The organism is Candidatus Omnitrophota bacterium (genome assembly GCA_040755155.1).
In the GTDB taxonomy this organism is placed as follows: Bacteria; Hinthialibacterota; Hinthialibacteria; order Hinthialibacterales; family Hinthialibacteraceae; genus JBFMBP01.
Genome location: JBFMBP010000037.1, coordinates 1 through 21,305, shown reverse-complemented (window position 1 = coordinate 21,305; position 21,305 = coordinate 1). Strand labels below are relative to the sequence as shown.

Sequence of the window (21,305 nt, the reverse complement as noted above, 5' to 3'; positions counted from 1 at the left end):
AGAATTTTCGAGGGCGTTCATTCGGTACAAGAAGGTTTTGTTTATCTTAACGCAATTTTAACATATTGGTTAGTCTAAAACTTCCAAATCGTATTGAAATATTTGATTATAGGAATGATGTATTTGGGGGGGGACGGTTCTCATTTCTCGTCAGTCTGAGCCGTGTTAATAGGTTTGTAATAAAAACAGGGAAACGCTTTCGAGCGAATCCCTGTTTCTTTTTGCGTTCAAATGCGAAATATCGAATTGCCGGATTGAAAGATGTAGAGATCGTCTATCAGCTGCCGGCCGCTTCGGAAGCGAGTTTCATGCCTTCGGCGAATTGATCCTGGAAATAAGCGCGTACTTTCTTGGGATTGAAGGAGAGGAAAGTTCCACCCGATTCAAAGTGCTGAATGAATACTTGGCCTAAGGCGTAAGTAAGCGCTCCCGCGATGATGGGAACCGTAGCGATGGAAACGACCTGTCCGACGATCGGGATCGACTTCAAGGCGCTTCCTCCAATCGCTTGCGTAAATATCTGGGTGAGCGGATATCCCATGTAGACCGTCCCGGAACCGCTGATCAGCATGGCGAGAATGTTTTTAATAGTATGGCTGAAAAAGGGAATCCCATAGAGATCGGAAAGTTCCTTCAACGCTTTCGCTTGGAAACCGGCCACGCCGAGCAAGTCGACGAGCGGCATGGGGACGACGCCGATGCCCATAGACCAGTACATATTCTTCCGTACGATTTTACGAGCTTTGCATAACCGTTCGTTAAATGCTTCTTCGGCGGTGGGAACTTCTACGGTTTCCTTCTCTTTTTCTTTGGCGGCGGCTGCACTCATCTTTGACTCCTCCTCTGTAAGGGAATAAATTTCGTTTTTTAACGCTTTATCTGACTATAAATAAAACAATTTGTTTCAAATGGCAAGACAAAACCTCGTTTTCCTTTGTGGATCAACGTTTCCTTTTCCCATTCGTAACGTTGAAAAAGGATGAATATCTTCGTTAAGATTAACAGATTGAAAAACGCTCTTCCCGATGTTATTGTGCTACTATAGCGTATTTTATTTTTACAGCCAAGTGAAATTTTCGTTATTTTTTATACGTTATTTTAGTTGGGAAGCTGGCTTGATTTCAAATCATAAAGGGATTTTTTTGAAAACAACCATAAAGGATTGTATATATATAAATTGATTTTTTATGGGAAATAAATAAATGCTTCTGATGACTCCTCATTTTTTTTCTGAGATTGGGCGATGGATAAACGGTAGATGAACAAATTTGAAAGAAACGTCGCCGCCGATTCGCAACGGATTTTGAATGCTCTCGATGAAGCGGCGTCTAAACTTGAGGCGTCCGAAAAAGCCAGGTCGGAGCCAATCGCCATAATTGGTCTAGGTTGCCGATTTCCAGGCGGCGCAAACAATCTCGATTCGTTTTGGCGTCTTTTGTTAGATGGCCGCGACGCCGTAACGGATATCCCTCCCGATCGTTGGGATGTAGATGCTTGTTTCGATCCCGTTCACGGCATCCCAGGAAAAATGGTTGCGCGCTGCGGCGCTTTTTTGGAGGACGTTAGCGGATTTGACGCGGCGTTCTTCGGCGTCTCGCCCCGCGAAGCGGCGGCGATGGATCCCCAGCAGCGAATTCTGCTGGAAACGGCATGGGAAGCGCTGGAAAACGCGGGTATTGTTCGCCGCTGTTTGACAGGCAGCGCGACCGGCGTATTTATAGGAATCACCAATAACGATTACTCTCGCCTGCTCGTCCGATCCGGCGATCTCGCCTACATCGACGCCTATTTCGGTTCCGGAAATGCTTTGAATGCTGCGGCGGGACGTCTTTCGTTTCTTTTAGGGCTGCAGGGTCCCAGTCTGGCGGTGGATACGGCGTGTTCCTCTTCGCTGGCGGCGATTCACCTCGCCTGCCAGAGTTTGCGCCTTCGCGAATGCGACTTGGCGATATCCGGCGGCGTGAATCTGGTGCTGGCGCCGGAAGCGTCCATAGCTCTATCCCAAGCGCGCATGTTGTCGCCCGATGGCCGTTGCAAGACTTTCGACGCCGCCGCCGACGGTTACGGGCGCGGCGAGGGATGCGGCGCGGCGATTTTGAAGCGTCTCTCGGACGCTCAGGCAGATGGGGACGAGATTCTTGCTTTGATTCGCGGGTCGGCGGTCAACCAGGACGGCCCCAGCGGCGGCTTTACCGTCCCAAACGGTCCGGCGCAACAGGCTTTGATACGCCGCGCTTTGGCCAACGCGAAACTCAAGCCTGCGGATATCGATTATATTGAGGCTCACGGAACGGGTACTGTTTTAGGCGATCCCATCGAAGTAAAAGCTCTAGTGGAGGTCTTCCGTGAAGGGCGTTCGCCCCAACGCCCATTGCAGGTTGGTTCCGTAAAGACGAACATCGGCCATCTGGAATCGGCCGCCGGTATCGCGGGATTCATCAAAGCCGTTCTTTGTTTGCGGCATGGGACAATTCCGCCCCATCTTCATTTCCGCCAGCCTAATCCTCATATTCCGTGGGACGAAATACCAATCTCTATTCCCGCAACAAACATACCCTGGCCTTCCACGCCGGGTAAGCGTTTTGCCGGAGTCAGTTCCTTCGGCGCCAGCGGAACCAATGCGCATGTCATTTTGCAAGACGCTCCGCCGCCGAAAACGGCCGCGCCGGTTTCGGATCGCCCATTGCATTTGCTCGCCTTGTCAGCTATGACGGACGAGGCGTTGAGGCAACTCGCTGGACGGTATGAGAAACATTTAACGCTCCACTCCGATCTGATCTTCGGCGATGTATGTTACAGCGCCAATACGGGCCGCACTCCTTTCCCGCATCGATTGTGCGTTCTAGCGGAATCGTCCATGGCGGCAAAAGAGAAATTAAGCCATTTCGCCAAGCAAAACGAAACCAGCGGCGTAATCAGCGGACAAGTAAATCCTGCGGCTCATCCGAAGATCGCTTTTCTCTTCACCGGCCAAGGCTCGCAATACCTTGGCATGGGGCGCGGATTGTATGAAACGCAGTCTTTCTTCCGCATGGCGTTGGAAAAATGCGATGAAATCCTGCGTCCGCTGCTGCCTCGGCCTTTGCTGGATGTTCTTTTTAATGAGGATGGAAAGAATGATTTAGACAAGACGGCCTACACTCAACCCGCTCTCTTCGCTTTGGAATATGCATTAGCCGATTTGTGGAAATCATGGGGCATAACGCCATCCGCCGTTTTTGGGCATAGCGTGGGCGAATACGCCGCCGCTTGTTTGGCGGGCGTCTTTAACCTGGAAGAAGGATTGCGCCTGATCGCGCATCGCGCCTGCCTGATGCAATCCTTGCCCCAAGATGGAGAGATGGCTGCAATTAAGGCTAACGAAGACCTTATTAAAAAAGCAATTCAACCCTTCGTCCCCGAAGTTGCTATAGCCGCCATTAATGGCCCGGAAAGCGTTGTCGTCTCCGGTAAGCGCGATGTAGTGAATCGCATTCTATCTTCACTGAAAGAGCAGGGAATCAATGGCCAACGCTTGAATGTTTCCCATGCCTTCCATTCGCCGCTTATGGAATCCATTCTTCCGGAATTCAAACATATCGCTTCCTCTATTATCTATTCCAAACCCCGCCTTCCTATAATCTCCAACCTGACGGGCGAACTGGCGGATGAAGCCATCGCCGCGCCGGAATATTGGGTAAATCATATCCGGCATCCAGTGAGATTCGCAGCGGGAATGGAAGCGCTCCAACGGCGCGGATGTACAATTTTTATCGAAATAGGACCGAATCCCGTGTTATTGGGAATGGGCCGCCAATGTCTGCCGGAGAACGCAGGAACATGGCTGCCCAGCCTGCGTCGGGGGGGGGACGATTGGCGGCGGATGCTGGAAAGCGCGGCGGAATTGTGGATTCGAGGCGTCGATATCGACTGGGGCGGCTTCGACCGTGATTATCTGCGCCGCCGCGTCTCTTTGCCCACGTATCCCTGGCAGCATAAAAAGTATTGGGCGGTGGAAACAAACCGAACTCCTTCGGCACCAAACTCGACAACGGAAAAGGCGCCGACCCTCATTCTCCATTTATTGCAAAATGGCGAGACGGAATCTTTAGCTCGCCAACTGGAAGAGGCGAACGATTTCTCCCGTGAAGAAAAACAATGCCTGCCGAAACTTTTACATGCCCTCGTTCAACAGCATCAAAAGCAACTGGCGGCGGCTTCGATCATGGATTGGTTTTATAAACCAACATGGCGCCCCTGCTCGCGCCGCGTCAGTCAGCTGCTCGATTATCTTCCCGCTCCACAAGACCTTCAGCCCGTATTGATTTCGCAATTGGAACAAATGGCCGCTGCGCCGGAACTGAATTCGTATTGGGAGGGCTTGAACCGGCTCGAATCCTTAAGTGTGGATTACGTTATTCATGCTTTTCATCAGTTAGGCTGGCGATTCGAAGTATGCCAGGTTTTTACAGTCGATGTATTAGTGCGGGAATGGGGCGTTGTTGAAGGCTATCGCCGCTTGCTGCATCGCCTTTTGGAAATATTGGAGGAAGAAAAAATTCTGCGCCGAGTTGAAAGCGGCTGGGAATTGATTTCCGCTTTGGAAAATTGCGATCCCCACAAGATAAATCTTGAATACGTAAAACAATATCTCCAAACCGAAACGGAATGGACGCTGCTGGACCGCTGCGGCGGAAAATTGGCCGAGACCATGCGCGGCGAATGCGACCCGTTGCAACTCCTATTTCCCGAAGACGATTCGATCTCGGCGGCTCGCTTGTATCAGGATGTTCCCGGAGCGCAAATCATGAACCGCCTTGTGGGAGACGCTGCAACTCGATCTTTGCAAAATTTGCCCCCAAACCGCATGGCGCGGATTTTAGAAATCGGCGCCGGAACCGGGGGAACGACATCCTATATTCTGCCTCATCTTCCCGATGGGCGAGTAGAGTATGTCTTTACGGATATTTCGCCTTATTTTCTCGATCGTGCGCGGGAAAAATTCAGGGCTTATTCTTATCTCATCTATCGCGTATTGGATATCGAACGCGATCCCCAATCGCAAGGATTCGAAGCGAATCAATACGATTTGATCGTCGCCGCCAACGTATTGCATGCCGTACAGGATTTGCGGCAAGCGCTGGCCTATGTACGAAATCTATTGGCGCCGGGCGGGATGTTGATTTTGTTGGAGGGAACCGCGCCTATACGCTTTATCGACTTGATCTTTGGATTGACGGACGGCTGGCGCCGCTTCGCAGATACGGCGCTGCGTCCCGCGCATCCATTGATATCGCCCTCTCAGTGGCAAGAGATTTTGTTGTCGTCCGGTTTTTCCCAAGTCTCTCCCATTGTCCTCTCGCCGGAAAAGGGGGGATTGCTTTCTCGCCAAGCCGTAATCGCCGCTCAGGCAGATAAACCGGCTATGCAGGAAACAAAGCGCAAAAAATGGCTTATCTTTTCGGATAAACAGGGAGTGGGCGCCGAACTAAAACGTCTTCTGCAATCCAATAGAAATGATGGATTCCTCGTTTATCCCGGCGCGGCTTTTAAAAAGACAGCGGAAGGCGATTATTCCATCCATCCCGGCGAATCCTCGGATTATCGGCGTCTTTTCAATAATGCGACCACTTTCGCCCCGCTCGATGGCGTCGTCTTTCTTTGGGGATTGGATGCGGCGAAGGCGGATTCTCTGAGCGTTGAAAATTTGTCCGCCGCTTCGCAATTGATTTGCGGCGGAGTTCTTCTTCTTATCCAATCCATAATAAAGGCGGGTTTCGCTAAGCCGCCTTCCTTATGGCTGGCGTCTCAAGGCGCTGTTTCCGCCATCGATCAAGACGATCTTTCCGGCCTTGCGCAATCCACTTTATGGGGTATGGGCAAAATCGCCGCCTTGGAGCATAGCGAATTGCAGCCAGTCTGTATCGATTTGGAACCCGCTTTGCCGCAAAAGTGCGCACGAATTATATATGATGAAATAACCTGGAGCGATTCTGAAGACCAGATCGCCTATCGCAGCGGCGTTCGATACGCCGCTCGTTTGGAGCGCGTTCAGCCGGATGAATTATTTTTATTTAAACAAAAGAAATTTCATGAAGACGCCGCCTATCTCATCACTGGTGGATTGGGCGGTTTGGGATTATTGACTGCGCGTTGGATGATATCGCAAGGCGCAAGGCATATCTTTTTAATCGGACGCAGCGCTCCTAGCGAAGACGCCATAGCATCCATTCGGGAAATGGAACGGCTGGGCGCGGATATCGCCGTCATCCAAGCGGATATATCGATTTATAGCGAAGCAAAACGAGCGATGGCGCAAATAGGCGCGGCGGGGCGTCCATTGTGCGGCGTAGTTCATGCGGCGGGCGTATTGGACGACGGCGTTTTGCTGCATCTGGATTGGCCGCGCTTCGAAAGCGTGTTGCGCCCCAAAGTGCAAGGCGCCTGGAATCTTCATCGATTGACGCGAGAGCATCCATTGGATTTCTTCGTCCTTTATTCGTCCGCCGCGTCGTTGTTGGGATCGTCCGGCCAGGCCAATCATGCGGCGGCGAACGCTTTTCTGGACGCCTTGGCTCCTTATCGCCGGGCGCAAGGATGGCCCGGAACCAGCGTCAATTGGGGGCCGTGGGACGCTGTCGGAGCGGCGGCGCGGCGCGGAGTAGGGAACCGGCTTAAGATAAAAGGCGTGGGAACCCTATCGCCGCAACGGGGCGAACAAACCTTGCCGTTTCTATTCGCGAATAGCCCGCCTCAGCTGGGAGTCGTCCCCGTCGATTGGGCGCAAATCGCCGAACCGGCGGCATCTCAGCCGTTCTTGGCGGATTTGAGACCGGCCGTGTTATTGAAAGAAGAGAAAAAAGCCGATTTTTGGGACGATTTTCTAAAAACTCCCGCCAACAAGCGCCGTCCGCTGCTTATAACGCATATTAGAAATCACATTGCCAAAGTATTGGGATGGGATTCAAAGGAGCCGTTAGATTCGCGGCAAGGATTTTTTGAAATGGGCATGGATTCGCTGACGGCGATGGAATTGCGCCATCGCCTGCAAACCACCCTGCGCCGCACTCTGCCCGCCACGGCGATTTTCAATTATCCCACGGTAGAATCCTTGACGGATTATTTGTTGGACTTGGATCGAATCCCAGCGGCGCCGGTTGCGCAGAGAGAAGATAAGGCCGAGAAAAAAACATTGAACAATATCGACCAGCTTTCCATCAACGAAATCGGCGCGTTGATCGACGAGGAATTGAAAGGCATCGAGAATAAACGGTGGGAATAATGGAATCGAACGATAATCTCTTGCGCCTCAAACGCGCCCTGCTGGCGTTGAAAGAGATGCAAGCCCAACTGGACGCCATAAAGAAGTTGAAGTCGGAGCCTATCGCCATTATCGGCATGGGCTGCCGTTTTCCCGGCGGAGCAGACGATCCCGAATCCTTCTGGCGCCTGCTGGCTAATGGCGTCGACGCCATAACGGATGTTCCGCCGGATCGCTGGGATGCGAAGGCGTATTACGATCCCGATCCCAACGCGGCGGGAAAAATGGTTACCCGGTATGGCGGCTTTTTACGCGTTATCGACCAATTCGATGCCCAGTTTTTCGGCCTATCGCCCCGCGAGACTATTTCTCTCGATCCCCAGCAACGGTTTTTGCTAGAAACAGCGTGGGAAGCGTTGGAAAACGCAGGAATCGCGCCTGAGAACTTGGCGGGTAAACCCGTGGGCGTTTTCGTCGGCATCAGCAGCAACGATTATTCCCAACTCCTATTGGATCGCGACCCGGCGGAATACGATCTCTATATGGGTTCGGGTAACGCCCACAGCGTGGCGGCGGGACGCTTGTCCTATTTTCTCGGCTTTCATGGACCATGCCTCGCTTTGGATACGGCGTGTTCCTCGTCTCTAGTCGCAGTTCATTTTGCTAGTCAAAGTTTAAGAAACCGGGAATGCGATTGCGCCTTGGCGGCGGGAGTGAATCTAATTCTGACTCCCGCCGTTACTATCAATCACTGCCGGGCGAAAATGCTGGCGCCAGACGGACGCTGCAAGACTTTCGACGCCTCTGCCGATGGATTCGTCCGATCCGACGGCTGCGGCGTCGTCGCGCTTAAGCGCTTGTCCGATGCGCTGGCCGATGGCGATTCCATCTATGCCGTCATTCGCGGTTCCGCCGTCAACCAAGACGGACGAACCAGCGGTTTGACGGTTCCCAACGGTTTGGCGCAGCAAGCCGTCATCCGCAAAGCCTTGATGGACGCGGGAGTGAAGCCGGAGGAAATAGATTACGTCGAAGCGCATGGCACAGGCACCTCTCTCGGCGATCCCATCGAAATGGAAGCGTTAGGCGCTGTCTTCGGCGATGGGCGCCGCCGGGATAATCCTCTTATTGTAAGTTCAGTAAAAACGAATATCGGCCACCTCGAAGCCGCCGCTGGCATTGCGGGATTGATGAAAGCGGCGCTCTCGCTGCAACGCCGGGAAATTCCACCGCATCTTCATTTCAATACGCCCAATCCCCTCATTCCTTGGGATCGCTTACCGGTGAAGATTCCCACAACGCAAACGCCCTGGCCCGTCGCTAGCAGCCCTCGCCGGGCGGGAGTCAGCTCCTTCGGTTTCGGCGGCACGAACGCGCATGTGGTATTGGAAGAAGCGCCGCCGCTGGAAGAACCACCGCAATCTGCGGAACGCCCGGCGCATCTTCTCGCGCTTTCGGCGAAAACGGAGGAAGCGCTGAAAGCCTCCGCCGTTCGTTATGAAAACTATCTGTCCGAGCATCCCAGCGCCCGTTTTCCCGACGTATGTTTTACGGCCAACGCCGGTCGTTCGCACTTCGCCCATCGGCTCGTTCTAATCGCCGCCGACGCCGCCGAGGTGCGGGGGATGCTTGCCGAGTTCAACGCCGGGCGCCAACCAACGGGCGCGGCGCAGGGAAAAGCGCCGTCATCGGAACCGTTGGAAGCGGCTTTTCTCTTCACCGGCCAAGGATCACAATATGTAAATATGGGGCGGGAATTATACGAAACCCATCTGCTCTTTCGCCGAACGCTGCAACGCTGCGATGAAATCCTGCGTCCTTATTTGGATAAATCGTTGCTTTCTATTCTTTATCCGCAAGCGGAGACGACATCGCTTCTCGATGAGACGGCTTACGCGCAACCCACCCTATTCGCATTGGAAGTTGCGCTCGCGGAATTATGGCGCTCGTGGGGAATCGCGCCCGCCGTCGTCATGGGGCACAGCGTGGGAGAATACGCCGCCGCTTGCCTGGCGGGCGTTTTTTCGTTGGAGGAAGGATTGAAACTAATTGCTGCCCGCGGGCGCCTGATGCAAGCGCTGCCCCGCGACGGCGCTATGGCGGCGGCCTTTACGGACGAAGAACGCGCAACGGCGGTTATTCGCAATTATCCACATGAACTATCCATCGCCGCGCTGAATGGCTCTCACGTCGTCTTATCGGGACAACGGAAAGCGTTGGAACCGGTTTGTCGCGAATTGAATGCGGAGGGAATCAGGACGCAAGCGTTGAATGTTTCTCATGCTTTTCATTCGCCGCTTATAGAACCGATGTTGGACGAATTCGAACGTATCGCCGCCGAAATCGCATTTTCCTCGCCGCAAATCGATTTGATCTCTAATCTCACAGGTCGAATGACGGATGAAAAAATAACCTCGCCCGGCTATTGGCGGCGCCATGCGCGATGGCCGGTGCGATTTTCCGAAAGCATGGAAACGCTGCGCCAGCGGGGATGCAAAGTTTTTATCGAAATCGGCCCCAAGCCGGTTCTCTTAGGCATGAGCCGCCAATGCTTGCCGGATGAAGAGCGCCTCTGGTTACCCAGTCTGCGCCAAGGCGCATCGGATTGGCGGCGGATGCTGGAAAGTTTGGGGGTATTGTACGCCAACGGTTTTTCTGTGAATTGGATGCAAGTGGATCAAGGTTTCCATCGGCGCAAACTGCGTTTGCCAACCTATCCTTTCCAACGCCAGCGCTATTGGGTAAAAACAGCGCAACGCGCAAACCGCGTTCCTTTGGACGCCGCGCCGTCTCCCTTATCCAATCGACTTTATGCCATCGAATGGATCGCCAAACCGCACATCAGCAGCGCAACGTTTTCCCTTCTTTCGCCGCAGATTATAGCCAAGCGCCTGCTGCCTCCACTGGCCGAAGAACTTCGCCAGCCGGAATATGTATCCTATGGCAAAGTATTAAAGGAACTCGAAGCCCTCAGCATTCCTTTCATAATAAACGCATTCCGTCGCCTGGATTGGGATTTGACGATAGGCGAGCGCTTTACGGCGGAAAACAAGCGAAAAAAACTGAGAATCGCCGATTGTTATTCGCAGTCCTTTAATCGTTTTTTGGAAATCGCATCCCAACAGAATATTTTCCAAAAACGCGGCGAGGAATGGGAAATCGTCTCGCCGCTAAAAATCACAGACGCTCATGCGCGGATTTACGAATTGTTGGCGCAATATCCCGCAGCGTCGAGCGAACTATCTTTGCTCGACCGCTGCGGATCGCGATTGGCCGAGATATTACAAGGACGCTGCGATCCTTTGGAATTATTGTTTCCCAAAGAAGGTTTATCTAACCTGGATGGCGTTTATCGGGATTCGCCCGGCCCCCGGTTGATGAACGCCTTGCTGCAAAAGGCGCTGACGATGGCCTTGACCGCATCGCGGCCGGAACGAAAATGGCGCATTCTGGAAATCGGCGCTGGAACCGGCGGAACGACATCTTATCTGCTCCCTCATCTGCCGCCGGAACGGACTGAATATGTTTTTACGGATTTATCGCCGCTCTTCGTCAATATGGCGCGGGAAAAATTCCACGAATATCCATTTATCAGATATCAGGTTTTCGACGCCGAACGATCGCCCTTATCGCAAAACCTAGAGCCTCATTCATTCGACATGGTCATCGCTTTCAACGTTTTGCACGCAACGAAGGATTTACGGCAAACGTTAAGCCATATCCAGCAAGCGTTGGCGCCCGGCGGCATGTTGTTCTTATTGGAAAATACTTCACAACAGGCATGGGTGGAATTGATTTGGGGATTGACGGATGGCTGGCGGCGCTTCGCCGATTTCGATTTGCGTCCTTTTCATCCTTTATTGAACGAAGCGCAATGGCTGCACCTTTTGCGTGAATCGGATTTTGTCAATCCGGCATCGATCTCTCCCGCGCAGGCGGGATGCGAGGTTTTAGCCAAACAAGCCGTCTTCATCGCGCAAGCGCCGGGAAAAGCGGCGCCCGCCGCGAAGGCGCGGGGAACATGGCTGCTCTTCGCCGATGCGCAAGGACTGGCGAAACAGATAGCCGCTCTGATTGAAGAGAAAGGCGAGAACAGCGTCCTCGTTTATCCCGGCGCCGTCTTCGAACACCGAAACGAAAAGGATTATCGAATCGATCCCGCCAACCGCGAAGATTATCGCCGCCTTTTGTCGGAATTGAAAAAGAATACTTCCCCTTTGCGCAGCATTGCCTATCTATGGAGTTTGGATAACGCCGATGCGGACCATTTGTCCGTCGAGGATTTGCAAGCCGCAACCGTGAAAGATGCGGGATGCGTCTTGCGTCTGGTTCAATCGTTATCGTTATGGGTAAGCCCGCCGCCGCGCCTATGGCTGGCGACTCGCTCCGCTCAACCGGTTATCGAAGGAGATCGTCTCTCCGGTTTAGCTCAATCTCCGCAATGGGGTTTGGGTAAAACAATAGCCTTGGAGCATCCCGAATTTTGGGGCGGCATAGTGGACTTGCCATCGCCAGCGCTGCCAACCGATGCGTTGACGCTGCTGGCCGAGCTGCTGGATCCAGATGGCGAGGATCATATCGCTTATCGCAACAGCCGCCGTTACGCCGCCCGCCTCGTTCGCCGTCCTCCCTCCGCCGTTCGCCGTCCCGCCATCTCCGCCGATGGCGCCTATCTGATAACCGGCGGCCTGGGCGCATTGGGATTGCAGGCGGCGCATTGGCTGGCATCGCAAGGCGCCAGACGATTGGCGTTGGTTGGCCGTCAAGGTTCATCCAGCGAAGCGGCGCGGCAAACCGTGCGGGATTTGCAAGCGGCGGGCGTTGAAATTCTTGTGATTTCTGCGGATGTTTCCAACGAGCGGGATATGCAAAATCTCTTCGCGCAATTGAAATCCTGGGCGCCACTGCGGGGAATCGTACACGCCGCCGGAATCCCCGGATATCGTCCATTAGCGGAGATGGAGGTCGGCGATATCCAACGGATGTTCGCATCAAAGACGGCGGGAACATGGCGGCTTCATCAATATGCGAAGAATTTGGATTTGGACTTTTTCGTATGTTATTCCTCGATGGTTTCGCTTTGGGGCGCCAAAGGACAAGGGCATTACGCGGCGGCGAATCTATTTTTGGACGCCTTCGCCCACTATCGCCTCGCCCATAATCTACCCGCGCAAAGCATCAATTGGGGACCGATCATAGGCGGCGGCATGTTCTCTCCCGATGATCAAGACGAATTGGCGCGTATCGGCGTTACGGCATCGCCGCTCAGCGATTCGGCGTCAACATTGCAAGCCATGATGGAATCGGATATAGTCTCCGCCGCCGTCGCGGATATCGATTGGCGTTTGTTTAAAGGCGCCTATGAAGCCAGAGGGCGGCGTTTATTGTTCGAGCGTATGGAAACAAGCCGAGAAGACAGCCCATCAACAAAAACAGCGAAAAAGGAAACTCTTCTCGAACAGATTGGCCAAGCGCCGCTGAGCCGCCGCCGGGAATTATTGAATTCGCACTTGCAAAACGCGCTCGCTTCCGTGTTGGGGATCGAATCGTCAAAAACGCTCGATCCCCAGCGGGGTTTCTTCGATATGGGAATGGACTCGCTAACAGCCATCGAACTGAAAAACCGCTTAGAAAACGATCTCGGCGTCTCTCTGCCCTCAACGCTGGCCTTCGATCATTCCACGCTGCAAACCTTGGCGGATTATTTAATAAAAGACAAATTGGATATTGCGTTTCGGAATGAACCGATGGAGGTTGAACGAAAAAAAGAATCGCCCTTCTCGGCCTCTGATTTGCAACAACTCTCCGAAGCGGAAGCGGAAGCGCTTCTCATCAAAAAATTAGAATCGCTTGAATGAAAGAATAGGCCGTTGAATATGCGGCTTAGAATATGAACCGTAAATGCCGTCGGCGTCTTCAACAATGAATAACAAAACCATTACGATCCTATCCTATGGAACGCAGGGCGATGTCGAACCGTGCATTGCGTTGGCGCTCGCTTTGATGCAAGCGGGATTCGGCGTTTGCTTGGCGGCAGATAAAGAGTTCGAATCCCTGATCCAAGAGCGCGGCATTCCCAGCCTTTATTACGAACTTGGTTTGAAAGATTTTTTCCATTCCGAACTGGGCAAAGCGGCGTTAAGCGGAAAGGACGATCGTCAAAGCCGCCAGGCTCTCAACGCTAGGTTTCAAGACGCTATTCGCCGCATGCTGGATGTTTGTTGGGAGGCGTCGCAAAGCTCGGCGGGAGTGATTTATAGCGGCGAACTTCTTCCCGCCGGTTTCATCGCCGAAAAACTCGCGATTCCTTCCATCATAACATCCGCCATGCCCAATCTCTCTCCCACCCGCGCTTTTCCCTTGATTGGCGCGCCCCGCATCGGCTTGGGCGGCTTCGGCAATCGCTTGACGTATTGCCTCTATCGTCTTTCCTGGTTCAATCGCAATCCTGCCATTGCGCAATGGCTGCGCGAGACGGTGAAATATCCCATTCCTTCCCGCTTCAAGAATTATCTGTATCGCGATGGACGTCCCATCCCCATTTTATATTCCTATAGCGAAGAGATTTTGCCCACTCCCAAAGATTGGAACTGCGATACGCTGGCCAGCGGTTATTGGTTTCTTGAACCAATGAACCATTGGCAGCCATCGCCTTCGTTGGAACGGTTTCTTGCGGATGGTCCCGCTCCCATCTATGTCGGCTTCGGAAGCACGGTTGGAATCGATCCTGAAAAAGTTACCCGCATCGCAATAGGGGCTTTGCGTCAAGTGGGTAAACGCGGCGTATTCGTCGGCGGATGGGGAGGCGTGAAGCCCTGCGATCTTCCCGATTCGATCTATTATATGGATTATGCGCCCTTTGCTTGGCTGTTTCCGCGAATGAAAGCGGTAGTTCATCATGGAGGCGCCAACACGATGGCGTGGGGATTGATGGCGGGCAAGCCGACTATAGTTTGTCCGTTCGTAACGGATCAGTTTTTTTGGAGCGCACTGGTTCCAAAACTCGGAGCAGGTCCCGCTCCCTTGCCCTTGAAGGATTTGACTGTCAATAATTTGGCGCAAGCCATAAATATTTCCATAAATAATGATACGATGCGCCGCCGCGCAGAAGCCATCGGAGCGCGCCTGCGCGAGGAGGATGGCGTAGGCAAAGCCGTCCGCTTCATTCGAGAAAAATTCGGATTTTAGAATCGCTCATTATGACTATAGAAAATCCTTCCGATAAGAAAACGGAATTATCGCCGCTGAAGCGCGCCTATCTGGCGCTGGAACAGATGCAAGCGAAATTGGAAGCGGTGGAGCGTTCGTCATCGGAACCGCTCGCTGTCATCGGCATGAGTTGCCGATTTCCCGGCGGCGCCGACGATCCGGAATCTTTTTGGCGGTTGTTGCATGATGGCGTAGAAGCGATCGCCGAAGTCCCCGCCGACCGCTGGGACATAGACGTTTTATACGATCCCAATCCCGATGCGGCGGGAAAGATGAATACGCGGCGCGGCGGATTCTTGCGCAAGGTGGATGAATTCGATCCCCAGTTTTTCGGCGTCTCGCCCCGCGAAGCGGAAAGCATGGACCCCCAGCATCGCCTATTGTTGGAAGTGAGTTGGGAAGCCCTTGAGCGCGCAGGGCAGATCCGCAACCGGCTGCCGGGGCGGCAAATCGGCGTGTTTATCGGCATTACTTCGAACGATTATTCCCAAATCGGCATGAATGCGGGCGGCCTCGATTCCATAGACGCCTATCACATCACCGGCAACACCAACAACGTCGCGGCGGGACGCTTGTCTTATATATTCGGCTTTCACGGTCCCTGCATGGCGATCGATACCGCCTGTTCGTCTTCGCTCACGGCGCTTCATCAAGCATGCCGCAGTCTAGCCCATTGCGAATGCGCAATGGCTTTGGTAGGCGGCGTGAATCTGATTCTCTCGCCAGCGACGGCGATCGCCTTATCCAAGACGAAGGTTTTGTCGCCGAATGGCCATTGCCGCGCCTTCGACGCCGCCGCCGACGGCATGGTGCGCGGCGAGGGCTGCGGCGTGGTTTTGTTGAAGCGCCTTTCGGAGGCGTTGCGGGATGGCGATCCGATTCTCGCCTTGATTCGAGGATCGGCGGTCAATGAGGACGGTCCCAGCAGCGGTCTCACGGTTCCCAACGGCCCCGCTCAGGAGATGCTGTTGCGCCAGGCATTAGAAGCGGCGAAAGTGGATCCATCGGAAGTGGATTATATCGAAGCGCACGGTACAGGTACTTCATTAGGCGATCCCATCGAATTGAATGCATTGAAATCCGTTTTCGGGAAAAACCGGTCACCCGAACGTCCATTAGTCATCGGATCAGTAAAAACCAATATCGGCCACTTAGAGGCGGGTTCCGGCATCGCTGGTTTGATTAAATTGATTCTCGTTTTGCAGCATGAGGAGATCCCGCCGCATCTGCATTTTGAAACTCACAACCCGCGTTTCGATTGGAGCGGTTTTCCTGTAATCGTCCCTAAAAAGCCGACGCCTTGGCTGCGCGGAGCGAGAAAAAGAATCGGCGGCGTCAGTTCTTTTGGCTTCAGCGGCGTCAACTCGCACATCGTCGTGGAAGAAGCACCGGCGTGCGAACCAATCCCATCCGGCGAAGATCGCCCACATCATCTCTTCGCGGTCTCGGCGCAATCGAATGAAGCATTGGCGCAGCTAGCGCAACTCTATATAACTCGTTTGGAAACCGATCCCGCTTTGGAAATTGGAAATATCTGCTTCAGCGCCAATTCCGGACGCGGCCAATTCGCCCATCGCCTCGCCATAACCGTTTCATCCACTGCCGAGTTAATTGAAGGGCTGGAAGGTTTTTTACAAGGACGCCAAGAGGCGAATGTTCATCATGGAGAAGCCGCCAATCCTCTAAAGATCGCCTTTCTCTTCACTGGCGATATCGCCTTATGCGCGGGCATAGGACGCTCGCTTTATGAAACGTCGCTCTCGTTCCGCCGCCTTCTCGAACAATGCGATGAGACGCTGAGTTCTTATTTGGATAAGCCGTTATTGGAAATCCTGTATTCTTCCTCAGCGGATGTATCTATCCAAAAACAAACCGCCTACACCCAACCGGCGCTTTTCGCCTTGCAGTACGCCTTGGCCGCCTTATGGCGTTCCTGGAGTGTAGAACCATGCGCCGTGCTAGGGCAGGGCGCAGGCGAGTACGCCGCCGCCTGCGCTGCGGGTGTTTTCCGTCTTGAAGATGGATTAAGACTAATCGCCGAATGGGTGGATTCGAATAAGAACGAAGCGCAGGCCGCCGTCTTATTTCCGCCGCGCATCGATTTCGTCTCCAACCAAACCGGCGAGTTGGCGGGAGATGAAATTTCCTCACCCGCCTACTGGCGCCATTACGCGTCGCAACAAGATCGATTCGACGATGGAATGCGGACTCTGCGCAAACTGGGATGCAACGCTTTTGTGAAAATCGGTTCCCAGCTGGATTCACTCAACCTTAATCGCGAATGTATGGGAGAAGGGAATTTATGGCTGCCCAGCCTGCATCCAGAGCGCAGCGATTGGGAAACGATGTTGGAGAGTCTGGCGAAATTGTACGTCCATGGCGCCAACGTGGATTGGTTCGCTTTCGACCACGATTATCCCCGCCGCCGCGAGATCATGCCAACCTATCCCTTCCAACGTCGCCGGTATTGGATTCCCGCGGCGGGAGCCTGTTTCCGAAAAAAAGTAACCTATAGCGCGCACAGCGGCGATGGCAATCCGCTATTGGGCCGTAAAATGATTTTGCCGGGAACCAAGGAGATTCGTTTCGAATCTACCATCAGCCCTCAGTCGCCTTTCTATTTGGATCATCATCGAATCTATAACGCCGCCGTATTTCCCGCCTCCGCCTATTTGGCATTGGTTTTGGAGGCGGGCGCGGCGGTTTTTGAAAATAACAATTGGGCGATAAAAGATATTGTTTTTCAACAAGCGTTGATTTTGCCGGATAATCAAGAAATAGTCTTGCAACTCGTTTTAATTCCCAACAATTCGAATGGCTATCTCTTTCAAATATTCAGTTTGAATAATGAAAAGAACGATGCGCCCATCTCGACTCTTCACGCTTCCGGTTCAATGGAACCGGACGATAGCGCCGCTCCTCTAGACGATATAACTGCATTGCGCTGCGAATCGGCGCAAGCGATCGATGTCGAGAAATACTATCGCCGATGCCGCGCGCGAGGCGTCGATTTCGGGCCGGGCTTTCAAGCGCTTGAACAACTTTGGCGGCGGGAAGACGAAGGCGTTGGCCGCATTAATCTTCCCAATATTTTGAAAAAGGATGCTTCCGTCTATCAAGCCCATCCCGTCTTATTGGACGCCTGCTTTCAGGTTCTAGGCGCGCTATCCACGGAAGCGGATGAGGAGAAAATGCTTCTGCCCGTAGGTTTGGAACGTCTTCTCCTCTTCAGTCCTTTGACCGGCGAGTTATGGGGCCGCGCCCAGTTGCGTTCCGCCGATCGAGAAGACCCGAAGGCGGCGATTTTCGATCTCTCTCTATTTACTCCTGATGGGAAAACCGCCGCGTCGATGGAAGGATTGCAACTCAAACTCACAGAGAGGGATGGCATATTGCGCGCTTCGTCTTTCGATAAGCGGGATTGGTTCTACAAGCCGGAATGGCGGCTCGTCGATCGTTGCGCGCTTCCGCCAGTCTCGCCAGCAGAAACCAAGATTCATTGGCTAATTTTCGCCGATCGCTGTGGGATAGGAGAGCGCTTGCGCGAGTATATCGCAACGCGTGGCGACGTTTGCTTTCTTGTGTTTCCGGGGGAAAAATTCGATGCGATTTCGGATAACGAATATCACATCGATCCCTTATCCGCCGCCGATTACCGAAGGTTATTTTCTTCCATTCCCCATAAAAATCTTCTCGCAATAGCGCATCTTTGGAGCATCGGCGATCGTATTTCAGAATCGACATCGACCGATGAGTTGACGGAAGCAGTGGAGCGAAGCTGCCGCAGCGCATTGACCCTCGTCCAATCCTTAACAGAAATTGCATTCCCAACGCCGCCGCGCTTATGGTTTGTGTTTGGCGGCGCTCATTTCGTTAATGAGGGAGAGACCGTTCCCAGCGTGATTCAAGCGCCCTTGTGGGGCATGGTTAAAAGCATCGCGTTGGAGTATCCCGAATACCGATGCGCGCGAGTGGATTGCGATCCGCAAGCGGCGGATGAATCGGCAATGTTTCTGATGGAAGAGATGCTGTCGCAATCGAGAGAAGATCAAATCGCTTATCGCAACGGAAAGCGTTACGCGGCGCGGCTGACGCGTTTGGATGTTCCTCGCGCAACGCCGGAAGAACGCTATCGCTTTCGCGAGGATGGCGCTTACTTGATTACCGGCGGCTTGGGCGGATTGGGTTTAGCCGTTGCTTCATGGATGTTGGAACGGGGCGCGCGCCATTTGCTGCTGCTAAGCCGCCGCGCCTGCGATAACGCCGCCGCCAAGCAGGTGAAAGCGCTAACCGCATCCAGCGCTCAGGTGGAATTTATTCAAAGCGATGTTTCGCGTTTCGAATCGTTGGAAATGGCTCTGCGGCGCCTGGAAGAAACTATGCCGCCCTTGCGCGGAGTAATCCATTGCGCAGGCGTAGTGGCGGATGGCGTCTTGCGGGAACAAAATTGGGAACGTTTTCGCCTGGCGTTGGCGCCCAAAGTGGAAGGCGCTTGGAATCTGCATCTGCTCACGCGCAATGCGCCGCTGGATTTCTTCGTCCTCTTCTCTTCCGCCGCGTCATTATTCGGAGCGCAGGGGCAAGCCAATTATGCGGCGGCCAACGCTTTTCTCGACTCCCTGGCCTGGCGCCGCCGCGCACTGGGATTGTCTGCGGTAGCTATCAATTGGGGTGCCTGGTCCGAAACGGGCGTTGCGGCGCGGTTGGGATTGGGCGAACAATTGGAACGCAAAGGAATTCGCAGCTTATCGCCTTCGCAAGGATTGCAGGTTTTAGAAGAATGCTTGTTGCATCCCGAATACGCTCAGATCGGCGTTGCGCCCATTGATTGGTCTGTTTTCATGAAACTCTTCCATCTCAGCGAGGAGCCGCCTTATCTCTCGGAACTGTTTCAGCAGGAACGTCAACGCGAAGGCGCCGCGAAACCGATATCTACGCCGATAGAAATTTTATCCCAGCTGCAAGATGCCGCGCCGGATGAACGCCGCCTTCTTCTCGCTGCGTTTCTGCGGGAACAAGCCGCCGCCGTTTTGCGCATCGATCTTTCCCAACTCGATCCGCGCCGTTCCTTAAGCCAAATGGGACTCGATTCTCTCATGGCTGTCGAATTGAGAAACCGCGTTCGCGCCAGCTTATCGGCGGATGTTCCAATGGTCGAATTTATGGAAGGGCATAGCGTGGAAGAGTTGGCTCAACGCATCGAGCGGCGTTTATCGGAGAACAAGCCTCCAATCCGAAAATCTGACGCTTCGACGGCGGGTAAAAAAGAAATTCTCCCCGAAGAGGCGGAGAGAATTTTGGCGAATATCGACGATCTGAGCGACGAAGAAGTGGACGCGCTTCTCGCTTCCGAATTGCAACAAGATGGCGGCGCCTTTTAAACCGAAGCCCCCATCGCTCTCATGCGGGCGGCGATTTCCAAACCTTCTTCATACTCCTTATAAAAATAGTCGCGCACTTTCTTGGGATTGAACGTCAAGATCGTGCCGCCGGATTCGAAATGCTCGATGAACACTTTTCCCGTGGCGTACGTCAACGCGCCGGCGGCGATGGGATACGCCGCTAATGAGAGCGTGCGTCCGGCAAATGGGATGAATCGCGAAGCGTTGGCGGTTAGGAATTGGCCGATATAAAGGGTTCCCACGCCGCCAAGCAGAATAGCGAGGATGTTCTTCATTAGATGTTTGGTAAAAGGAATATGGTAGTAATCGGACAACTCTTTAATCATATGCGCCTGGCAACCAATGGAGCCGAGGAAATCGACGAGTGGAATGGGGATGATGCTGATGCCCATCGACCAGAGCATGTTTTTGCGCACGATGCGCCGCGCTTCTTTTTCTCGGGCGCCGGGAGGTTCAACGCAGACGATTTCCGCATACTTCGCTTTTTCGGATTCCTGCGAGCCGGATTCCGCCGATTCCTTTTTGGGCGATTTGGCTTCCGATTCCTTTTTTTCTTCTTTGTCGACAGCTTGGCTAAAATCGGTTAAGTGGCTACGCGGCATTATATCATCTCCTCGATCGCATCCGCGATGGCTCGAATTTCTTCATAAGCGGTCGAATGGGGATAAGCGTTTCCCACCCAATCCGCCAGGCCGAAGCAATCCACGAAAGCGCTTCGCTGGCCCACGGCGGCGCTGACGGGTTCGCCGAATCCCAACAAGGCATTCGCCGCTTCTTTTCCGAAGGAGGTGCGCCGGTCTACGCGGCTGGGAACTAACAGAGCCTTGGGCGCTCCTTGGCGTATTTTACGCCCTTCCTCCAACAAAGCAAGCGCTTTTCTCGTCGCCATAAAATCGGCTCCCGAAGGCGTAACGGGAATAACGAACAGGTCGCACATCATCAGGGCTGCTTCCGTCGCTTCCCGCGTATGCGGCGGCAGATCGATGATGGCGATATCCGACGGCGAAGCCTTTACCCTTCGAATCAACTTCATCGCTTCTTCCGCGTTTTTGATAGGGATGTATTCGCATTCGATGGGCAGGCTCCCCCGCCGCCGCCAATCCGAAGAGGCGCCTTGTTCGTCTGCGTCGAAAAGAGTGACGGAGCGATGGCGGATAGCCAATTCGCAACCGATATTGACCGCCAGCGTCGATTTGCCGACGCCCCCTTTCAAATTTCCAAAAGCAATGCACTTCACGGAAGCGATCCTTATTGCCAATAACGCAGATTTGAGACAATATATCAGAGTAGATTATTGCAATGAAGGACGCTGCGGAAATAAAGGCGAGAGTTATAACCTAAAGGTGTGGATTGGAAAGAAAAAGCAGCGTACCCTTTCCTTAAGCGAAGAAGGCTGAAAAGCCCAAAAGAAAGGATACGCGCTTATGTTCAAGTTTACTCAGGAAGAAGGATTC

General features: G+C 53.4%; 7 protein-coding genes. 4 read left to right on the top strand and 3 right to left on the bottom strand.

All coding sequences use genetic code 11. From position 1 onward, the window contains the following. Window positions 1–277: 277 nt before the first annotated feature. Complete coding sequence (locus AB1656_04480; protein ID MEW6234621.1) at window positions 278–829, bottom strand: DUF697 domain-containing protein; 552 nt, start codon at window positions 827–829, stop codon at window positions 278–280. 429 nt (window positions 830–1,258) lie between these two features. On the opposite strand from AB1656_04480, the gene AB1656_04475 reads away from it, so the two are divergent. From AB1656_04475 to AB1656_04460, 4 genes are all read left to right on the top strand, one after another. Further along, complete coding sequence (locus AB1656_04475; protein MEW6234620.1) at window positions 1,259–7,261, top strand: type I polyketide synthase; 6,003 nt, start codon at window positions 1,259–1,261, stop codon at window positions 7,259–7,261. Further along, a complete protein-coding gene (locus AB1656_04470) occupies window positions 7,261–13,098 on the top strand; it encodes a type I polyketide synthase (protein ID MEW6234619.1) in 5,838 nt (1,945 codons plus the stop codon). The genes AB1656_04475 and AB1656_04470 overlap by 1 nt, the downstream gene beginning before the upstream one ends. A 64-nt stretch (window positions 13,099–13,162) precedes the next feature. Further along, the gene (locus AB1656_04465; protein MEW6234618.1) at window positions 13,163–14,428 is read left to right on the top strand and encodes a glycosyltransferase; all 1,266 of its coding nucleotides are present in this window, start codon (window positions 13,163–13,165) and stop codon (window positions 14,426–14,428) included. A gap of 11 nt (window positions 14,429–14,439) precedes the next feature. Next, the gene (locus AB1656_04460; protein ID MEW6234617.1) at window positions 14,440–19,830 is read left to right on the top strand and encodes a type I polyketide synthase; all 5,391 of its coding nucleotides are present in this window, start codon (window positions 14,440–14,442) and stop codon (window positions 19,828–19,830) included. Here AB1656_04460 and AB1656_04455 read toward each other — a convergent pair. Both AB1656_04455 and AB1656_04450 read right to left on the bottom strand, forming a co-directional pair. After that, complete coding sequence (locus AB1656_04455; protein MEW6234616.1) at window positions 19,827–20,453, bottom strand: YcjF family protein; 627 nt, start codon at window positions 20,451–20,453, stop codon at window positions 19,827–19,829. The genes AB1656_04460 and AB1656_04455 overlap by 4 nt on opposite strands. After that, on the bottom strand, window positions 20,453–21,088 hold the full coding sequence (locus AB1656_04450) for a ParA family protein (GenBank protein ID MEW6234615.1): 636 nt from the start codon (window positions 21,086–21,088) through the stop codon (window positions 20,453–20,455). The genes AB1656_04455 and AB1656_04450 overlap by 1 nt, the downstream gene beginning before the upstream one ends. Between the last annotated feature and the right edge of the window lie 217 nt (window positions 21,089–21,305).

Coding starts and splice junctions, on each gene's coding strand:
- AB1656_04480 (MEW6234621.1), bottom strand. CDS start 829: ATGAGTGCAGCCGCCGCCAAAGAAAAAGAGAAGGAAACCGTAGAAGTT.
- AB1656_04475 (MEW6234620.1), top strand. CDS start 1,259: ATGAACAAATTTGAAAGAAACGTCGCCGCCGATTCGCAACGGATTTTG.
- AB1656_04470 (MEW6234619.1), top strand. CDS start 7,261: ATGGAATCGAACGATAATCTCTTGCGCCTCAAACGCGCCCTGCTGGCG.
- AB1656_04465 (MEW6234618.1), top strand. CDS start 13,163: ATGAATAACAAAACCATTACGATCCTATCCTATGGAACGCAGGGCGAT.
- AB1656_04460 (MEW6234617.1), top strand. CDS start 14,440: ATGACTATAGAAAATCCTTCCGATAAGAAAACGGAATTATCGCCGCTG.
- AB1656_04455 (MEW6234616.1), bottom strand. CDS start 20,453: ATGCCGCGTAGCCACTTAACCGATTTTAGCCAAGCTGTCGACAAAGAA.